Annotated in this window: 13 protein-coding genes and 1 pseudogene; 7 read left to right on the top strand and 7 right to left on the bottom strand. The window is 62.9% G+C overall.

The features are described from left to right. Nucleotides 1–4 precede the first annotated feature (4 nt). The 3 genes from C0606_01565 to C0606_01555 all read left to right on the top strand — a co-directional run bounded on the left by C0606_01565 (nucleotide 5) and on the right by C0606_01555 (nucleotide 2,908). Nucleotides 5–469 carry a thioredoxin-dependent thiol peroxidase gene (locus C0606_01565; GenBank protein PLX39248.1) on the top strand — a complete coding sequence of 155 codons (465 nt, stop codon included), beginning with the start codon at nucleotides 5–7 and terminating at the stop codon, nucleotides 467–469. 58 nt (nucleotides 470–527) lie between these two features. Next, on the top strand, nucleotides 528–1,349 hold the full coding sequence (locus tag C0606_01560; GenBank protein ID PLX39247.1) for a DUF455 domain-containing protein: 822 nt from the start codon (nucleotides 528–530) through the stop codon (nucleotides 1,347–1,349). Nucleotides 1,350–1,594: 245 nt separating this feature from the next. Beyond that, entirely contained in the window at nucleotides 1,595–2,908 is a 1,314-nt protein-coding gene (locus C0606_01555; GenBank protein PLX39246.1) for a peptidase, read from the top strand. Between the two features lie 137 nt (nucleotides 2,909–3,045). On the opposite strand, the gene C0606_01550 is transcribed toward C0606_01555, so the two are convergent. The 3 genes from C0606_01550 to C0606_01540 all read right to left on the bottom strand — a co-directional run bounded on the left by C0606_01550 (nucleotide 3,046) and on the right by C0606_01540 (nucleotide 8,318). Beyond that, a protein-coding gene (locus C0606_01550; GenBank protein ID PLX39245.1) for a peptide chain release factor 2 occupies nucleotides 3,046–4,162 on the bottom strand; the annotation gives its coding sequence in 2 pieces (ribosomal slippage) (nucleotides 3,046–4,092 and nucleotides 4,094–4,162; 1,116 coding nt in all). Nucleotides 4,163–4,298: 136 nt separating this feature from the next. Next, a complete protein-coding gene (locus C0606_01545; GenBank protein ID PLX39244.1) occupies nucleotides 4,299–6,773 on the bottom strand; it encodes a penicillin-binding protein in 2,475 nt (824 codons plus the stop codon). 279 nt (nucleotides 6,774–7,052) lie between these two features. Then, complete coding sequence (locus C0606_01540; GenBank protein PLX39649.1) at nucleotides 7,053–8,318, bottom strand: N-acetylmuramoyl-L-alanine amidase; 1,266 nt, start codon at nucleotides 8,316–8,318, stop codon at nucleotides 7,053–7,055. A 213-nt stretch (nucleotides 8,319–8,531) separates the two neighbouring features. On the opposite strand from C0606_01540, the pseudogene C0606_01535 reads away from it, so the two are divergent. After that, nucleotides 8,532–8,948: pseudogene (locus C0606_01535) on the top strand (DUF2155 domain-containing protein). A gap of 265 nt (nucleotides 8,949–9,213) precedes the next feature. On the opposite strand, the gene C0606_01530 reads toward C0606_01535, so the two are convergent. The 4 genes from C0606_01530 to C0606_01515 all read right to left on the bottom strand — a co-directional run bounded on the left by C0606_01530 (nucleotide 9,214) and on the right by C0606_01515 (nucleotide 13,319). Continuing rightward, the gene (locus C0606_01530; protein PLX39243.1) at nucleotides 9,214–10,443 is read right to left on the bottom strand and encodes a hypothetical protein; all 1,230 of its coding nucleotides are present in this window, start codon (nucleotides 10,441–10,443) and stop codon (nucleotides 9,214–9,216) included. Between the two features lie 176 nt (nucleotides 10,444–10,619). Beyond that, complete coding sequence (locus tag C0606_01525; protein PLX39242.1) at nucleotides 10,620–11,333, bottom strand: class I SAM-dependent methyltransferase; 714 nt, start codon at nucleotides 11,331–11,333, stop codon at nucleotides 10,620–10,622. After that, nucleotides 11,315–11,764, bottom strand: coding sequence for a DNA polymerase III subunit chi (locus C0606_01520; protein ID PLX39241.1), 450 nt, complete (start codon nucleotides 11,762–11,764; stop codon nucleotides 11,315–11,317). Before C0606_01520 ends, C0606_01525 begins: the two co-directional genes overlap by 19 nt. 52 nt (nucleotides 11,765–11,816) lie before the next feature. Then, on the bottom strand, nucleotides 11,817–13,319 hold the full coding sequence (locus C0606_01515; GenBank protein ID PLX39240.1) for a leucyl aminopeptidase: 1,503 nt from the start codon (nucleotides 13,317–13,319) through the stop codon (nucleotides 11,817–11,819). A gap of 338 nt (nucleotides 13,320–13,657) precedes the next feature. Between C0606_01515 and C0606_01510 the strand changes: the two genes are divergently transcribed. The 3 genes from C0606_01510 to C0606_01500 all read left to right on the top strand — a co-directional run bounded on the left by C0606_01510 (nucleotide 13,658) and on the right by C0606_01500 (nucleotide 18,393). Beyond that, nucleotides 13,658–14,827: an LPS export ABC transporter permease LptF gene (locus C0606_01510; protein ID PLX39648.1), complete on the top strand. Its 1,170-nt coding sequence runs from the start codon at nucleotides 13,658–13,660 to the stop codon at nucleotides 14,825–14,827. 9 nt (nucleotides 14,828–14,836) lie between these two features. Continuing rightward, nucleotides 14,837–15,928, top strand: a complete 1,092-nt coding sequence (gene lptG / locus C0606_01505) for an LPS export ABC transporter permease LptG (GenBank protein PLX39239.1) — start codon at nucleotides 14,837–14,839, stop codon at nucleotides 15,926–15,928. 68 nt (nucleotides 15,929–15,996) lie between these two features. After that, the gene (locus C0606_01500; protein ID PLX39238.1) at nucleotides 15,997–18,393 is read left to right on the top strand and encodes an LPS-assembly protein LptD; all 2,397 of its coding nucleotides are present in this window, start codon (nucleotides 15,997–15,999) and stop codon (nucleotides 18,391–18,393) included. The last annotated feature ends 29 nt before the right edge of the window (nucleotides 18,394–18,422 follow it).

Below are 18,422 nucleotides of genomic sequence, written 5' to 3'. Positions count from 1 at the left end.
GACAATGGCACTCAGCGAAGGCGCGGCCGCGCCCGACTTTACCCTTCCCACCGATGGCGATGGCTCCGTAACCCTTTCCGAACTCCGCGGAAATCCCGTTGTGGTGTACTTCTACCCCAAGGACGACACGTCGGGCTGCACGACGGAAGCAATCGACTTTTCCGCGTTGATGCCGGCGTTTGCGGAAGCCGGCGCGACAATCATCGGCATTTCCCCCGATTCGCCAAAGAAACACGACAAATTCAAGGCGAAGCACGATCTGAAGGTGTTGCTCGGCGCCGATGAGGACAAATCCATCATCGAGGCGTATGGCGTGTGGGTCGAGAAATCGATGTATGGCCGCAAATATATGGGCGTCGAGCGTTCGACCTTCCTCGTTGGCGCGGACGGCACCGTCGCCAAGGTCTGGCGCAAGGTGAAGGTCAAAGGCCACGCCGAAGCCGTGTTGGAAGCGGTCAAGACACTCTGACGGCAGGCGCCCGTGAGATTGGGGCGGATGGTGCGGCGGATAGAAGGGCACGACGGCAATGACCGGTGACAAACCGCAAACGCTTGCGGCGGCGGCGGCGGGCGTGGTTTCGGCGCGCGATCCGCTCAAAAAGGCACGGCTTGCGGACGAAGCCGCTGAAGCGTGGTTCTCCCGGCGGCTGGCACGGCACCGGGCATCGGTCGATCCGGCGATGCCCGACGAGCCGGGCCGTCCCGACCAACCGGAACTGCGCGCACCGCGCGACATGCCGCGCCGTTCATTCGGTGACAAGGGACGCATCGCCCTCCTGCACGCCATTGCACATATCGAGCTGAACGCGATCGACCTTGCCTTCGATATCGTCGGGCGCTTTGCCGCCGAGCCGATGCCGCGCTCTTTCTACGACGACTGGGTTCAGGTCGGCCGCGAGGAGGCCTATCACTACCGGCTCGTCGCCGGCCGGCTAGAGGCGCTCGGATCTTTTTATGGCGCCCTGCCCGCCCATGCCGGTTTGTGGCAGGCGGCGCAGGAAACAGGGCATGCATTGCTCGCCCGCGTCGCGGTCATTCCGCTTGTGTTCGAAGCGCGCGGCCTCGACATCACGCCGGCGCTCATCGACAGTGCCGTGAAGGCGGGCGATGAAGAAACCGCTGCGGTGCTGCGCATCATCTACCGCGATGAAAAGGGCCATGTGGCGTGCGGTGCGAAATGGTTCCGATTCCTGTGCGACCGCGAGGGGGCGATTCCCGAACCGACCTTCCAGGAGCTGGTACGTCGGCATTTCCGCGGCGCACTGAAGCCGCCCTTCAACGACCGGGCGCGCAGCGAAGCCGGCCTGACGCCCGGCTTCTATCGCCCGTTGAGCAGCCAGAACAGCTAAACGGCCGAAACCCCCGATTTTCTGGGACTATTCTCCTGAATTCGATTTCGAATTGCAGGGTTTTCACGCGCCTTTCCTGTACCCAATCCGTTGCGGATCGCTCCGATTTCTTTGCCGCATTTCAGACCCTTCGGATGGGGCCGGAATTCAGCCAGGTAAAAGAATATTAACCTTAATAAACTCTACTACGGGGACGGATCGGCTCACCTTGTGAGTTCCCTTGTTCACCCGTAGCGGTCGAGGCGATGTCAGATATCCATCCGAAGTACCGTCAGAGTTTCGGCCGCCGCCGAGAGTACCCGAAAATCATGGTCGCCAATGGCGATCGCGTGCGAACGTTGACGATTCATCCCGTGCTGATGGTCGCCTCTCTGGTGTTCGTGCTCGTTTTCGGCCTCGGCTATCTGGGCGCCACAACCTACCTGTTTTATCGCGACGATCTGATCGGTGCGGCATTCGCCCGCCAGGCACGAATGCAGCATGCCTATGAAGACCGTATCGCGGCGCTTCGCGCGGAAATTGACCGGATTTCCAGCCGCCAGCTGCTCGATCAGGAAGCGTTCGAGAGCAAGCTTGATCGACTCCTGACACAGCAGGATTTGCTGAAAGGCCGCCACAGCCAGGTCGCCACCGTGATCGAGCAGGCGCGCCAAAGCGGCATTCGGCTGATTGCGACGGCAATTCCCGTTTCCAAGCCGAGCACCGATGGCGATGTCACGGGCAGCGTCGGTGGCGGCATCGGCGGCGAGTTCACCGAACAGGCACCGGCGAAGGCAGGCATGCTGCCCTTCCCCAGCGAAAAGCCGCTTGAGGATAAATCCGCTGCCCTGTCCGATCCGGACAAGCGCCTTGGTCAGCTCGAATCCAATCTGCTGACAATTACACGCAGCCAGGCCAGCGCGCTCGACGCTATCGCCGTTGCCGCCGAGGCCGACAGCTCCACAATCGCCTCGACAATCCAGGGTCTTGGTGTGCGCCTTGCCCACAAAATCGAGGGCAAAAGCGACGCCGCGAAGGATGACGCCGGGCAGAATACGGGCGGCCCCTTCGTTCCCCTCATCGGCGGCGATTTCCAGACCCGTATCGACCGCGCGGAACGGGCGCTCGAACGGTATACGAAGTTGCGCGAGGTCGCCGTCAGCCTGCCGATCCGCCGCCCTGTCCGCAATTCAAGCGTCACCAGCCACTATGGCGCGCGTCTTGATCCGTTTCTCGGCCGTCCGGCCATGCATACCGGCATTGATTTCAAGGGCACGCGCCGTACACCGGTGCGCGCGACCGCTGCCGGCAAGGTCATTCGCGCAGGCCGTTTCGGCGGCTATGGACGGTGTGTCGAGATCGACCACGGCAAGGGCCTCGTGACCCGTTATGCTCATCTGAGCAAGATCTTCGTCACGAAGGGCACCTATGTGCCGGCAGGGCATGTACTGGGACGCGTCGGTTCGACCGGTCGCAGCACCGGACCGCATCTGCACTACGAGACCCGCGTGCGCGGCAAGGCAGTCGATCCGGTCGCCTATCTCGATGCGGGCAAGGAACTGCGCACCTTCCTGCGCTGAAGTCCGGTTCCGCCTCAAATCGTGTGAGTACGAGAACAAACGGGCGGGGAAATCCCCGCCCGTTGTTCGTTCAAGTGATGAAGCTGCCGAAGCCGGTCTGCAACTTTTCGCACCCCGCGTTGACGCGCCAGAATGCTCTAGCTGGCCTTCTCGTCACCATGCACGCGTTGTGCGAGGGCCGCTTCCATGAAGGCATCGAGATCGCCGCCGAGGACGTCGTCCGGGCTGGTGTTTTCAACGCCCGTACGCAGATCCTTAACCAGCTGATAGGGCTGGAGGACGTAGGAGCGGATCTGGTGACCCCAGCCGATTTCGGTCTTTGAAGCCGCGTTGGCGTTGGCCTCGTCCTCACGCTTCTGCAGCTCCAACTCGTACAGACGGGCATTCAGCATCGACCACGCGGTGGCGCGGTTCTTGTGCTGCGAGCGTTCGTTCTGACACTGCACGACGATACCGGTCGGGATATGCGTGATACGCACCGCCGAGTCGGTGGTGTTGACGTGCTGGCCGCCGGCGCCCGACGCCCGGTAGGTATCGATGCGCACTTCGCTTTCGGGCACATCGATGGCGATCGCATCATCGACAACCGGATAAACCCAGACACTGGCGAAACTGGTGTGACGGCGGGCCTGGCTGTCATAGGGCGAGATGCGAACCAGCCGGTGAACGCCGGATTCAGTCTTCAGCCAGCCATAGGCGTTGAGGCCCTTGATCTGCACGGTCGCCGACTTGATGCCGGCTTCTTCGCCGTCGTGAACTTCCAGCACCTCTGTCTTGTAGCCGCTCTGCTCGGCCCAGCGCAGATACATGCGCAGGAGCATATTTGCCCAGTCCTGGCTCTCGGTGCCGCCGGCGCCGGCATGCACTTCGATATAGGTGTCGTTGGGGTCGGCCTCGCCCGACAGCAGCATCTCGATCTGCCTGCGGGAAACTTCGGCATGCAGGGTCTTCAGACCCTCCTCGGCTTCGGTGACGATGCCTTCCTCGTCTTCCAGCTCTCCGAGTTCGATCAGCTCCATACCATCATTGAGACGCTGGTCGAGATCGCCGACGAATTTCAGGCTGTCCTCGAGCTGGGTGCGTTCGCGCATGATCTTCTGCGCGGCTTCCGCATCGTCCCAAAGGTTGGGGTCCTCGACCTTCTCGTTCAGTTCGGAAAGGCGGGCTTGAGCGGCATCCCAGTCAAAGATGCCTCCTCAGCAGGCTGATGGCCTGCTTGATTTCGTCAACGACGGACTGCATTTCAGCGCGCATTGTTGGACACTTACCTGTTCTTGTCGCCTTCGTGGCGCGTTGGCGGGTCTTTCACTGCCGTATCCGGCGCAACAGCCGCCGCGAGGTTGCCCCAGCGGCGGCGTACACAATGCGCCTCAATCCGACGGATCAGGGATTAATAGAGACCACCCGGTGAGGTCAACACCGCGCGTGCGGCGTCCGGGCTGACCGTGTGCGGCTGGCCCATATTGTCCTCGAAACCGATAATCGAATAGGTGTCGGGCGGGCCGGTGCCCGGCTTGAACGCTTCCAGGATCACATCCTGGCCGCCCGGCGAGGCGCGAAGACCTGTACGCCGGTTGATGGCAATCAGGTTGATGCCCTGCGGCACGCGGAACTCGACGGCCGGCTTGTCGGACAGCGCGGCGATCATGAAGTTCTTGAAGATCGGCGCCGCGACATGGCCACCGGTGGCGCCACGTCCCATCGGGCGCGGCTTGTCGTAGCCGACATAGACGCCGGCGGCGAGGTCGGGCGAGAAGCCGACGAACCAGGCGTCGCGCTCATCATTGGTGGTGCCGGTCTTGCCGGCGACCGGCTTGCCGACTTCGCGCACGATCGGCGCCGTGCCGCGCTTGACCACGCCTTCCATCATCGAGGTGATCTGATAGGCGGTCATCGGATCGAGCACCTGCTCGCGATTGTCGATCAGTTCCGGCTCTTCCTGATTGAGCCAGGCGCTGACCTCGCAGGTCTCGCAGATCCGCTCGTCGTGCTTGTAGATGGTCTTGCCGCGGCGGTTCTGGATGCGGTCGATCAGCGTCGGCGTCACCTTGCGACCACCATTGGCGAGCATCGAGAACGCGGTCGTCATGCGCATCACGGTGGTCTCGCCGGCGCAGAGCGCCATCGACAGCACCGGCATCAGATTGTCGTAGATGCCGAAGCGCTTGGCGTATTCAGCAACCAGCGCCATGCCCATGTCCTTGGCAAGCCGCACGGTCATGACGTTACGCGAACGCTCGATACCGAGGCGCAGCGTCGAGGGACCGTAGAACTTGCCGCCGTAGTTTTTCGGCGTCCACATCTTGCCATTGCCCATGGGCAGCGAGATCGGCGCATCGAGCACCACGCTCGACGGCGTGTAGCCGTTGTCCAGCGCGGCGGCGTAGACAAAGGGTTTGAACGACGAACCGGGCTGGCGATAAGCCTGCGTGGCGCGGTTGAACTCGCTTTCGGAGAACGAGAAGCCGCCGACCATGGCGAGAACACGGCCGGTATGCGGATCGATGACGACGATGGCGCCGGATACTTCCGGGATCTGGCGCAATACAAAGGTGGTATCGCCGCCTTCTGCGTCCTTCTCGACATAGACCACGTCACCCGGCGTCAGGACGTCGTCGACGCGCCTGATTTTCTGGCGTTTTTTCGGCCCGTCTTCCCAGATAGCCCATTTGACATGCTCCAGCGGGACGGTCGCGGTCGCGCGGGTCTTGGAGAGCTTGCCTGACACAAGGGTCTCGGGCTGCAGGCCGATTTGTGCGCTGTCCTCACCGCTCGACAGCACGACGGCGAGCTGCCATTCGGGTACGTCGGAATAGGCGGTGATTTTCGACAGCGGCTCGCCCCAGTCGGCGCCGGGCGCGAGCTGAAGCTGGGCCACAGGCCCACGCCAGCCGCGGCGTTTGCGGTCGAAATCGACCAGCCCGTCCATCAGCGCCTTGCGGGCGAGTTCCTGGATTTTCGGATCGAGCGTGGTGCGAACGGAGAGCCCGCCTTCGTAGAGGCCCTTGGTGCCGTAGCGCTCGGCCAGCTGGCGGCGGACTTCCTCGGCGAAATATTCCGACGCGAACAGGTGCGGACCGGTGGTGCGCGGCGTCACCTTGAGCGGCTGTGCCTTGGCCTTTTCGGCCGCCTCGGTGCTCACCATGCTGTTATCGACCATGCGGTCGATCACCCAGTTGCGGCGCTCGATGGCGCGCTCGGGCTGGCGGAACGGATGGTAGTTCTCCGGCCCTTTCGGAAGCGCGGCGAGATAGGCCGCCTCGGCGAGCGTCAGTTCCTGCACCGATTTGTCGAAGTAGAGCAGCGAGGCCGCGGCAACGCCGTAGGAGCTGAAGCCGAGATAGATCTCGTTCAGATAGAGTTCGAGAATCTCGTCCTTGGAAAAGGCCTGTTCGATACGCAGCGCCAGGATCGCTTCGCGGATCTTGCGCTTGTAGCTGTATTCGTTGGTCAGCAGGAAGTTCTTCGCAACCTGCTGGGTAATGGTCGACGCGCCGACCATGCGCCGGCCGGACCCGCGGTTGCGCAGGTTGACGACGATCGCGCGGCCGATGCCCTGCGGATCGATACCCGGGTGGCTGTAGAAATTCTTGTCTTCCGCCGCCATGAAGGCGTTCTTCAGCAGGTCGGGAACCGCCTGGATGGGCAGGAACATGCGCCGTTCGCGGGCGTATTCCGCGATCAGGCTGCCGTCGGCTGCATGGATTCGGGTCATCACCGGCGGCTCGTAGTTCTTCAGCGCCGTATAGTCGGGAAGATCCTGGGAAATCTCGTTGAGGTAAAGCCAAACGCCGGCGCCGAGCACGATGAAAAACACCGCGCCGATGCCGAAAAAATATCCGAATAGCTTGATGAAAAACTTCATACAGCCGGCTCGCATCTCACTCGACCGGGAGAAGCCAAAGCCCCTTGGAAGCCTGCTTCGCGGTCGAAATCATCTTTACGGGGCAGCTCCAGCGCGCTTTCGCAGCGCGATAGACCTCTTGCCGCCCGTTCGGGTCCTGTTCCAACGATCCTGATCGCGGCGTCAAATCCGCTGCCCGATCGCCGGACTCACTTTGATTATCGTCGACCCCCTGCCGGTCGCCGTCTTCCGAGTAGGACCATTGCCACTGTTTTTCAAGTTTATGGCAAAGCTGCGACGCTACTGTTGTTCCGACGCAACAGTCGCCACGGCCCGATCACGACCTGACGCTGCGAAGCGCGGCGCGAAGAACCGCTCGACAGCGACACGCATGGATTCGGCGGTACGCTGGCGCCACTCCTCGGAGGTGAGCAGCTGCTCATCGTGCTTGTTCGACAAAAATCCGAGTTCGACAAGGATCGAGGGAACGTCCGGCGCCTTGAGAACCCGGAACCCGGCAGCCCGCTGCGGGCGATTGACCAGCCGCGTCGCGCTTTTGAGTTCTACCGTCAGCGTATTGGCAAAAAACGTCGAGAAGCTCTTGGTCTCCCGACGCGCCAGATCGATCAGGATATCGGCGACGTCGTTCGACTTCTCCTCATATTCCAGCCCGGCGATGATGTCGGACTTGTTTTCCTTGGCCGCGAGCAACTCGGCTTCACGATCCGACGCCTTTTCCGACAGCGTATAGACCGATGCACCGCGCACATGCTTCTCGCGCACAGAATCGGCATGAACCGAAATGAACAGGTCGGCGTTCAGATTGCGGGCGAAGTCGACACGCTTGCGCAAGGCAATGAACGTGTCGTCCTTGCGCGTCATACGGACATCGAAGCGCCCGCTCGCCTCGAGCTGTTTTTTCAGGGCGAGGGAAAACTCGAGCACGACAGCTTTCTCGATGCTGCCGCCCGGCCCGACCGTGCCGGTATCGAGGCCGCCGTGCCCCGGGTCGATAACGATCAGCGGGCGGTCGATGCTGCCCGTGCGGACCGGCAGGCGATCACCCTTGTGATGGCTTGCGGCGATACTGCCACGCTGCTTGGCGGCCTCGGCGAGGAAATCCTCGTGGCTGGTCTTGACCAGATCGATCACGAGGCGGGCCGGCTGTTCGCCGACGGCGGGCAGAACGAAGGACTTGTCGATTCGCGCAGGCGCCGAGGTGTCCAGCACGATGCGCGACTGGCCCCGCGCGAATCGGCCATAGCGCCAGGCCGTAATCAGGCCGCGTCCCGGCTCCTTTGCCGTTTCGCCGAGCGAAAAATCGATCTGCGGCAAATCGACAATGATGCGATAGGGGTCGGGTAACAGGAACGCGGTGAACTCGATATCGCCGTCGAGGTCGAGAATGAAGCGGGTTCTGCTGTCGTCTCCGGCGATACGGGCGGCACTGGCAACAACGGCCGCGGACTCATCCGCAACGCCGTCTTTCGCCGTGGCATAGGCGGATGGCGCGGCGAAACAAAGCGCCGCGAGCAGGGCCAGTGCCCTTCCCGTCCGGATCACCATGCCGTTCACGGCCATCGCGTCAATTTTCCCATTTTGAGGCGTGTCGACCATAAGCCATAGGCCAATGTTGGTTAACCTGGGATTGACGAAAGAGCGGCACGATTGGCCCGGATTTCTCGTACCGTTGCAACAAAGACACCTTTTCGCCGCGATATTCGGGTGTTAGATCATCAGAATCTCGCGAAACACCGCACGACTTTGAAAATCAGCGCCATGGCCATTTCCCGCTCCGTCCGATCAATTGCATCCGGCATCGTCCTTGCCGGCGGTATCGGCCTTGCGTCGTTTTCGCCGGCGTCGGCCGAGGCAATCGCCAACAAGGTCGCGGAGTTCTCCGGGCTCGACAAGATCACCGGGCGGATCATCACCTTCGACGTCTATATCGACGAGACGGTGCAGTTCGGCGCGCTGCAGGTCACGCCGCGGGTCTGCTACAATCGGCCGCTGACGGAAACGCCAAAGACGACGTCGTTCGTCGAGATCGACGAAATCACGCTCGACAACAAGGTGCGCCGCATCTTCACCGGCTGGATGTTCGCCGACAGCCCCGGCCTGCACGCGGTCGAGCACCCCGTCTACGATATCTGGCTGACGCAGTGTAAGTCGTCGTCGACCGTGCCGGATCCGAACTCGCGGTCCACGGGAACGCCGAAGGCCGGTGACGAGCTTGGCGAACAGACCAGCGTGCCGCCGCTGACCGGCGACGGCGAAGCCTCGATCGAGCCGGAAGTCCAGGATGGTAACGGCACGACCGATCAGAACGGCGCGGCGGCTGACCCGAACGGCACCGATGGCGGCACCCCCTCACCTGACGCGCCGCGCCCGCGCGCCAAGCCGCTGTTCTGATTAGATCTCTCTAGGAAAATCCGCAGCCACGTGCCCGGTCAGCGCCAAATCAGCGATTGACCAGAAAGGCCACGCCCTGCATGCCGATCGTCAGCACCATGCCGTGCGCAACCAGAAGGCCGAGGATGGCCTTGTTCTCGTTCCTGACAGCCACCGCTACGAACAGCATTGCCAGCGGCAACCAGTCGAGCGTGTAGCGCTGGATGCTGTACTGGGCGAACCCGTTCGAGTGGTAGAACAGGGTGACGCCGGCGATGACGAGGATCGTCAGCGAAGCGAACAGGAAATTCCGGTCCCACTTGGCAAGGAAATAGAACAACAGGAACGGCGCGCCGATGAACAGCGCGACGCCGCCTGCATCGAGGCCTTTGAGTTCCGTCAGATACTTGCCGGCGAACTCGACATGCGGTCCCTGCAGGAACATGTAGAGCACGTTGTAGAGCAGATAATCCTTTGAAAACAGACCGACTTCGCGAACGCGGAACTCGATGAAATTGTCCTGATCCGTGGCCTGCTCCGCGGGGAAGATATAGGCGTAGCCGGTCTGCAGCATGTCGCCGAAGCGGACATAGTTGTAGGCGAAGTAGATCGCGATCGCGAGTGCCGGGAACAGCGCCAGCTTCAGCAGCCGTATGATTGCGGCACGGTCGACGGCAAAGATCGAGCGGTCGGCCGGCGTCGTCAGCACGAAGAAGAACGGCATGTAGAGAATGCTCATCTGCCGAGTCAGCAACGCCAGGCCGATGAAAAGGCCGACGGCAATCGGGCTGCGCCAGACGAAGGCGCTCCAGATCGCCAGCGTGATGAGCGTGACGGCGACGATCTGGGCGAAGAACCAGATGCTGTCGCCGCGCAGCGTGACGTGGTGCACCGGCGTCGAAAACAGGAAGGCGACGACGAGCAGCGCGGCCAGTGCGTTGTCGCAGCCGATGCGCAGGAAGATCTGCCACCACAGCGCGCCCGTCAGCACGAACAGCGCCAGCGAAATCACCATGAAATGCGCGAAATCGGCGCCCCACAGCGCAACGAAAGGCATCACCAGCAGTGCCGGCACTGGCGGGAAGATGATGTAGGTCTGGCCGTTGAAAACGGCGCAGTCGCCATCGAAGCAGCGCTCGACGGACAGTTTGCCATTGAGGAAGGCTTCTGCGAGCAGCGCGTAGGAGTTCGACCCCGCCTCTTCGCCGATGACCCGCATGGCGATCGCACCGACAAGAATCGCGCTCAGTCCCAACAGGACGAGCACCAGCAGTCCCTTTTTCACCGTAGCCGCCTGCATATCCCCTGCCCCTGTTGGCATCCGAAACGGAAATGTCCCCGCGGCGCCCAGCCGCTCATTGCCGGCCACAGCCGGTCATGCCGGCAAGCCGAAAGGCTCCCAGACTGCGGCAGGATGCCATCAAGGAGTTAAAGAAAGCGGAAACCCGGTTGCAAAAGAGCGCGTTACGTCAAGCGTCAGCCAGTGCGGCGATATTCGATGAAGCGGTGGGCGATCAGGCGATAGCCCTTCTGGACGACATAGGAGCGGTTTTTCGCCTTGAGGAAGCCGAGATCGAGAAAGCGGTCGAACTCGGCCGGCAGCAACGGCCAGGGCGGCCCCTTGAACAGCTCATCCTCGGCGCGGGCGCGGGCAATGACCAGCAAGCGCCCGCCCGGCTTGACCAGTCGGCCAATGGCCTCAAAAGCCTCCTCGCGCATTGCACCCTCGAAAGACTGTAGCGTGTAGCATTCGTGCACGAGGTCGAAGCCGCCGATCCAATCCTTCGGCGGATCGAACAGATTGGCGGCGTGGTAGGCGACGGTGCTTCGCGGGAACCGCTCCTCGGCCCAGGACACCGCGCTTGGCGCGACGTCGAAGGCGGTCGTCTTCCAGCCGGCACCGGCGAGCGCCTCGGCGTTGTCGCCAAGACCGCAGGCAACGTCGATCGCCGTTCGCCCCTCACCCGGATTGCGCTTCAGCCAGTTGGTCAGCACGTCCTTCGGCTTCAAGTCCGCCCACGGCACATTGCCGGTGTTGTGGTCGGCGCTTGCATAAACGGTCTCGAACCAGGCGGCGCGCTCGGCGATGTTGTCGCCATGGGAGCCCGGCAGCGCGTCAATCTCCCGCTGCCGCGCCTTGCGCCGTTCCAGTTCGTCGTCACCGGCTTCGCTCACGCCTTCTTCTCCCATCGTCCCATGTCGTTCTGGCGCCAATAGGTCACCGCGAAGCCTGCATCGCGGGCTTCCTTCCAGCGCACCCGCGCCTCGGCAACGGCGTCCGCATCGTGGCCGTCGAAAACGAACACCGCACGGTCGTAGGGCGCGAGATCCGGTGGCACCGCGTTGTCGACAAGAAAGCGCACGGTCGCACTGTTCGGGTTTTCGCCGTCGTCGGTGAGGAAGAGCGGCTGGGCCTCGCTGTGGCCGTCGGCGGCGGTGCCATGCGGCAGGAAACCGTCGTCGCGATAGGTCCACAGATGCGCGTCGAGCGCGTCGCGGCGTTCCCGCGATCCTGTCTGGACCACGGTGCGCCAACCGCGTTCGACGCATTTCTCCAGCAGTTCGGGCAGCGACTCTTCGAGACGCTTGCTTTCGAGGTGGTAGAACAGGACCTCCGTCATCACGCTGCCCGCCTTGTCCGCCGCCTACTTCTCGCCAATCACTTTTCGCCAATCACTTTTCGTAAGTGTCGGCGACCATCCGGTCGAGCAGGCGCACACCGAAGCCGGACGACCAGCCCTGGCTGATATCGGTTTTCGGCGACCCCATCGCGGTGCCGGCGATATCGAGATGCGCCCAGGGTGTATCCTTGACGAAGCGCTGCAGGAACTGCGCGGCGGTGATCGAGCCCGCCCAGCGGCCGCCGGTGTTCTTGATGTCGGCGTTCTTCGACTCGATCAGCTTGTCGTATTCCTTGGCAAGCGGCATGCGCCACACCTTCTCGCCGCTCGCGGTACCTGCGGCGAACAGCGCACCGGCGAGATCGTCGTCATTGGCGTAGAGGGCCGCATATTCGTGGCCGAGCGCGACGACGCAGGCGCCGGTCAGAGTGGCCAGATCGACGATCATCTTCGGCGAATACGTCTCCTCGGCGTACCAGAGCGCATCGGCGAGCACGAGGCGGCCTTCGGCGTCGGTGTTGAGCACTTCGATGGTGACGCCGTTCGCCGCGGCGATGATGTCGCCCGGACGCTGCGCGAGACCGTCCGGCATGTTTTCAACGAGGCCGATGATGCCGATGGCGTTGACCTTGGCCTTGCGGCCGGCAAGCGCCTTCATCAGACCGGTGACAGCGGCGGCACCGCCCATGTCGCCCTTCATGTCTTCCATGCCGGCGGCCGGCTTGATCGAGATGCCGCCGGTGTCGAAGACGACACCCTTGCCGACGAACGCGACCGGCTTGTCGCCGGACTTGCCGCCGTTCCAGCTCATGATCACCAGATAGGGCGGACGAGCGGAGCCCTGAGCGACCGCGAGAAGCGCGTTCATGCCGAGCTTCCTCATCTTCTTCCCGTCGAGGATCTCAACCGAAACACCGAGCTTTTCCAGCGCCTTGGCCTCGGCTACGAATTCGTCGGGGCCGAGCACATTGGCCGGCTCGTCGACCAGCTTGCGGGCGAGCAGCGAACCCTCGCCGACGGCTTCGGCGCGCGCCCAGGCTTTCTTGGCCTTGGCGGCATCGGCAACGGCGATGGCGATCTTCTTCACGTCGCCGTTCTCATCTTCGTCCTTCTTCTTCGACTTGTAGGTGTCGAACTTGTACGCGCGCAGCATCATGCCGAGGCCGACATTGGCCGCGTCGTCGGCGTCGATCTCGGCGCCGTCCGGGCGTTCGAGCACGATCGTCACTTCGGATACGGACGCTGCCGAGAGCTTGCCCATGATCGCGCCGCCGAGGTTCCACCAGTCCTGCTCGCCAAGATCGTCGAGCTTGCCGAGACCGACGACCATGAGCCGGTCGAGACCGAGGCCGCCCGGGGCGACGATGTCGAGGGTGGAACGGGCCTTGCCCTTGAAGGCCGCTGCCTTTGCCGCGCGCGCAATTACGCCGCCCGCCTCTTCATCGAGCGCCTTGGCGACAGGACCGAGCGCGAGTTTTTCATCGACGAAGACGACGGCGACACCCTTTTTCGGGGCGCCCTGTTTGACAAAGGAGATCGAGGGAGACGTGGCCATAATTTCTGCTCGTTTATTCGGGTGAAGTGCGGCGCCGACAGTGGACGCCGGCGGAAACGATATGGGAGTTCAGGGCATGAAGATGGCGCGGACCGGGGCCGAGGGCAAGGTGTGCGTCGGCGATGACGCCACCGGCCCGAGTTGACAACGCTCCGGCGCCGTCCGATCTACACGGAACAGCGGCGCCGGCAAGATTTCGTTAACCGTCTTCCTTGGCAAGCTGTTAGGCATTCGCGGACCATGCTGAACCGTTGGCGAACACGCTCGAGGGGTCGGGGCGTTCCGGGAACTTGGGAATTGGGGACGAGAGGGCGGAAAACCGCCTTCGCCGAAACATGCTGCGCCTGATCGAACGCTACATCCTGGCTCGCGTTGGCGTGTCCTTTGTCGTCGTGCTCGTCACGCTGATCGGCGTTGTCTACATGACGCAGGCACTGCGCCGGCTCGACCTGGTCACCGCCAAGGGCCAGACCGTCTTCCTGTTCCTCAAAATCACCTTCCTGGCGATCCCCTCGCTGGCCCTCATAGTCGCCCCCTTCGCGCTGGCGATTGCCGTCGTCACCGTCCTCAACCAACTCAACAGCGAAAGCGAACTGGTGGTCATCAACGCCGCCGGCGCTTCCCCGTCGATCCTCCTTCGTCCCCTGATGGCGGTCGGCGTAGCCGTTGGAATCGTTGCCTTTCTTCTGGCCCACTGGATCGGCCCGGCGGGCCTGCGGGCACTGCGCGCGGAAACGACCCAGATCCGCGCAGACCTCGTCGCCAACATCATCAAGCCCGGCCGCTTCATCGAGATCGACGACAATCTGACCTTCCATATCCGCGACCGGCTGGGTGACGGATCGCTGGCCGGGCTGCTGCTCGACGACCGGCGCAATCCGGAAGAGAGCTTCGCCTATCTCGCAGAACGCGGTGAGGTTCTGCGCGCGCTCGACCGCACCCTGATCCTGATGCATGAAGGCACGATCCAGCGCCGTACACCGAGCGGCGAGATATCGATCGTCGAATTCCAATCCTATGGCTTTGATCTGACAAGCCTGATGCCGGCGGCCTCCAATCCGGTCTACAAATCGACCGAGCGCAGCTTCAGCGAACTGATCAATCCCGACCCCGATGACGGCTATGCGCAGGCCAATCTCGGCCGGTTGCGTTCCGAGCTGCATGACCGCTTCATGCAGCCGTTCTATCCGATCGTGTTCGTTCTCGTGGTGCTCGTCTTCCTCGGTGAAGCCCGCACGACACGGCAAAGCCGCGGGCTTGGCGTTCTGGCCGCGCTGATCGGCTGTTTCGGCATTCGTTTCATAGGCTTCGCTGCGGTCAACATCTCCATCACCAAGCCTCTGGTGACGCCGCTGATCTATCTGGTTCCGCTGTCGGCGGGTGCATTCGCGACCTGGCTGATCGTCACCGACAGGCGGCTCGAGACACCCCGCGTCATCTCCATCGGAGTCGAGAAGATCTCTTCCTGGATCGCCTCCCGCTTCGGCGGCAACGGCGCCGCGGCCTAGGAGGGGACGATGATCGGCATCACCCTCTCGCGCTACTTCGCCGGCCGCTTCATCAAGTGGGTCGTCGGCCTGTTCGTGCTCGTCTCGTGCCTCGTCTTCCTGTTCGACTTCCTGGAACTGGTGCGACGCGCGTCGGAAAAGGACGCGTTCACGATGGGCCGCGCAGTGATGATGTCGCTGATGCGGGTGCCGAGCCTGACCGAGCAGGCCCTCCCCTTCATCACGCTGTTCGGCGCCATCGCCGCCTTCCATACGCTGTCGCGCCGGCTGGAACTCGTGGTCGCGCGTTCGGCCGGCATCTCGGTCTGGCAGTTCTCAGCGCCGATCATCGTGGCTGCGATCGTCCTCGGCCTGTTCGCGGTCGGTGTCTACAATCCGGTCTCGGCCTGGATGAAATCGAAATCCGACGCACTCGGCGTGATCCTGCTCGGCAAGGAACAGCGGGTGCTGCTGCAGACCACCGGCGATACATGGCTCAGGCAGAACGGCGACGACGGCGAATCGGTCATTAACGCTCGCGTCGCGCTCGAACAGGGACAGCGGCTGGTCGGCGTTACCGTGTTCACATTCGACCAGAACGGACGCTTCGATCAGCGCATCGATGCCGATGAAGCGGTGCTCACCGAGAGCCATTGGACAATGAAGAACGCCATTGTCCAGAAACTGCGCGCAGACCCCGTGCGCTACAACTCGTATCTGCTCAGCACATTCCTCAAGCCGGAGCAGATTCGCCAGAGCCTCGCGGCCCCCGATACGGTGTCGATCTGGGAGCTTCCCTCGTTCATCGAACTGGCGACTCACGCCGGTCTGCCAGCCTACCGATATCGGCTGCAATATCAGACGCTTCTGGCTCGTCCCCTGCTACTCGCGGCGATGGTCCTGCTTGCTGCCACGGTATCCCTTGGATTCGGGCGTTTTGGCGGGACCGGACGGATGATTCTGGGTGGCATCACCGCCGGCTTCGTGCTTTATGTTGTTGATCAATTTGCGAAGGACCTCGGCGGGGCGGGTATCGTGCCGCCGGGCGTTGCTGCATGGTCACCGGGAGTCGTCGCCACGTTGATAGGCTTCAGCATACTGCTCCACAGGGAGGACGGATGACGTACGCGCTGTCCAGCTCCCTCCCCCGCGGAGCGGTTAGGGTCACAGACTGGGTGCGTTTGCGCCGGATGCTGCTTGCGTCCGCGGCCGTTCTCGTCTTGACCGGAGCGACGGCCTTCCCCGGCCTTGGACCGCAGCCTGCGCACGCCCAGACCAGTGCTCTCGAGAAGCTCGTCGACTCCGGCGACGTCGCTTCGCCGGAGATGTTCGTCGAGGCCGACGAGCTGGTTTACGACTTCGATGGCGACGCTGTTTCCGCCGTCGGCAATGTCCAGATCTATTACGGCGACTACACCCTGCAGGCCGACAAGGTGACGCTTGACCGTGCCAACGGACGCCTGCGCGCTTCCGGCGGTACACGCCTGGTCGAGCCGACCGGCAATGTGGTCGAAGCCGAGGCGGTCGATCTGTCGGACGACTTCCGCGAAGGGTTTATCCGCTCGCTGCGGGTACGGTCGATCGAGCGCACCCGCTTTGCCGCGGAGAGCGCGGCCCGCACCGACGCCGAAACCACCGTTTTCGAGAAGGGCATCTACACCGCGTGCGATTCCTGCGCGGAAGATCCGAGCCGCCCGCCGACGTGGCAGATCAAGGCGAAGAAGATCATCCACAAGGAATCCGAGAAGATGGTCTATTATGAGGACCCCCGGATCGAATTTTGGGGGGTCCCCGTCGCCTATCTGCCGTTCCTGTCGCACCCCGACCCGACGGTGAAACGCAAGACCGGTCTGCTGGTGCCGTCCTATGTCTATTCCGACGAGCTCGGCGTCGGCGTCTCGATCCCCTATCACTGGGTGCTCGGGCCGAACATGGACCTGACGTTTACCGCGACCCCGCTCAGCCGGCAGGGCCTGCTTGGCCAGGTCGAATGGCGCCACCGGCTGCTCGACGGCACCTACACGATCCGCGCGGCCGGCCTGAAGCAGGCGGACCGGGAAGCCTTTGCCGGAACCAGCGGCAACCGCACCTACCGCGGCAGCCTGCGCACCACCGGCGAGTTCTATTTCAATCCGCGCTGGAAGTGGGGCTGGGATGCGACGGTGATGAGCGACCGCGCTTTCCTGAAGGACTATACGAGCGAAGGCGACACCGGTGACGAGGTCATCTCGACCGTCTATCTGACCGGGCTCGGCGACCGCAATTTCTTCGATCTGCGCGCCTACCGCTTCGACGTGTTCCAGGAAGAAGGAACCGGCCAGGGCAGCGGCATCGCCCCTGCCGCCGCCTTCTCGCCGCAGTGGACCGACCTGCAGGACAAGCAGCCGATCGTCCATCCCGTACTCGACTATTCGATGGTGTTCGGCAATCCGGTCGCCGGCGGCGAGCTGTCGCTGGATTTCAACCTGACGAGCCTGACCCGCACCGAGACGGACGCCTTCGGCATCAACCAGAACGGCACGACGCTGACGCGTTTCCGTGGCGTCGAGGGCACGTTCACGCGCGCCACGGTCGATACCCAATGGCGGCGTCAGTTCATCGATCCGCTCGGGCAGGTCTTCACGCCGTTCGCCTCGGTGCAGGCGGATGCGTTCTTCCTGTCCTCGGTCGGCAACGGCGTCATCAACCACACCGCCAACGTTTCGGCGATCAATCCGAATGTCGAGCCGTTTGCCGAAGACGGCGTCTACGGGCGCGTCATGCCGGCTGTCGGCCTCGAATACCGCTATCCGTTCATCTCCAGCCACAGCTGGGGCAGCCAGGTGTTCGAACCGATCGCGCAGGTCGTGACCCGGCCCGACGAGACCTCGATCGGCAAGCTGCCGAACGAGGACGCGCAAAGCCTCATCTTCGACGACACCACCCTGTTCGAGACCGACAAGTTCTCCGGCTTCGACCGGACGGAAGGCGGCACCCGCGCCAATGTCGGCTTCCAGTACAAGGTTCAGGGACGCGATGGCGGCTTCATTTCGGCCCTGATCGGCCAGTCGTTCCATCTTGCCGGCCGCAACTCGTTCGCGACGCCGGATATCCTCAACGCCACGGCCAATTCGGGCCTGGAGGATAACCACTCCGACTATGTCGCCCGGCTGTACATGGACACCAATCGCGGTCTGCAGCTCGGCGCCCGCGCGCGCTTCGACAATGTGGACTTCGAGACCAACCGTGTTGAAGCCCAGGCGGTCACGGCACGCGGACCGTTCCTCGGCTCGTTCACCTATGCCTATCTGAAGGCTCAGCCTGATCTCGGCATCCCGACCGACCGCGAGGAAGTTCAGTCCGCGCTCAACACCAAACTGTCGGATTCCTGGCGCGTCTTCGGCGCCATCCGCTACGACATCCGCAATGGCGCGATGGTCAGCGACGGCCTCGGCATCGGCTATGATGACGAATGCTTCTCGATGTCGCTTTCCTTCTCGGAAGACCGCAGCCGGTTCGACGGCGACCCGACCGATCGCACGGTCTTCTTCCGGCTTGGACTGCGCACGCTGGGCGACACCCAGTTGACCACCGATACACTCAATTGATCGTTTCCGGATCACGAAACACGCGTGTT

The sequence above is a fragment of the Hyphomicrobiales bacterium genome, assembly GCA_002869065.1.
In the GTDB taxonomy this organism is placed as follows: domain Bacteria; phylum Pseudomonadota; class Alphaproteobacteria; order Rhizobiales; family Rhodobiaceae; genus Rhodobium.
Note: the sequence above shows the minus strand (reverse complement) of the source record. Positions and strands in the feature narration are given on the sequence as shown.

Bases quoted from the DNA above. Each gene is read 5' to 3' on its own strand.
- C0606_01565 (PLX39248.1), top strand. From the start codon at position 5: ATGGCACTCAGCGAAGGCGCGGCCGCGCCCGACTTTACCCTTCCCACC.
- C0606_01560 (PLX39247.1), top strand. From the start codon at position 528: ATGACCGGTGACAAACCGCAAACGCTTGCGGCGGCGGCGGCGGGCGTG.
- C0606_01555 (PLX39246.1), top strand. From the start codon at position 1,595: ATGTCAGATATCCATCCGAAGTACCGTCAGAGTTTCGGCCGCCGCCGA.
- C0606_01545 (PLX39244.1), bottom strand. From the start codon at position 6,773: ATGAAGTTTTTCATCAAGCTATTCGGATATTTTTTCGGCATCGGCGCG.
- C0606_01540 (PLX39649.1), bottom strand. From the start codon at position 8,318: ATGGTGATCCGGACGGGAAGGGCACTGGCCCTGCTCGCGGCGCTTTGT.
- C0606_01530 (PLX39243.1), bottom strand. From the start codon at position 10,443: ATGCAGGCGGCTACGGTGAAAAAGGGACTGCTGGTGCTCGTCCTGTTG.
- C0606_01525 (PLX39242.1), bottom strand. From the start codon at position 11,333: ATGGGAGAAGAAGGCGTGAGCGAAGCCGGTGACGACGAACTGGAACGG.
- C0606_01520 (PLX39241.1), bottom strand. From the start codon at position 11,764: ATGACGGAGGTCCTGTTCTACCACCTCGAAAGCAAGCGTCTCGAAGAG.
- C0606_01515 (PLX39240.1), bottom strand. From the start codon at position 13,319: ATGGCCACGTCTCCCTCGATCTCCTTTGTCAAACAGGGCGCCCCGAAA.
- lptG (PLX39239.1), top strand. From the start codon at position 14,837: ATGATCGGCATCACCCTCTCGCGCTACTTCGCCGGCCGCTTCATCAAG.
- C0606_01500 (PLX39238.1), top strand. From the start codon at position 15,997: ATGCTGCTTGCGTCCGCGGCCGTTCTCGTCTTGACCGGAGCGACGGCC.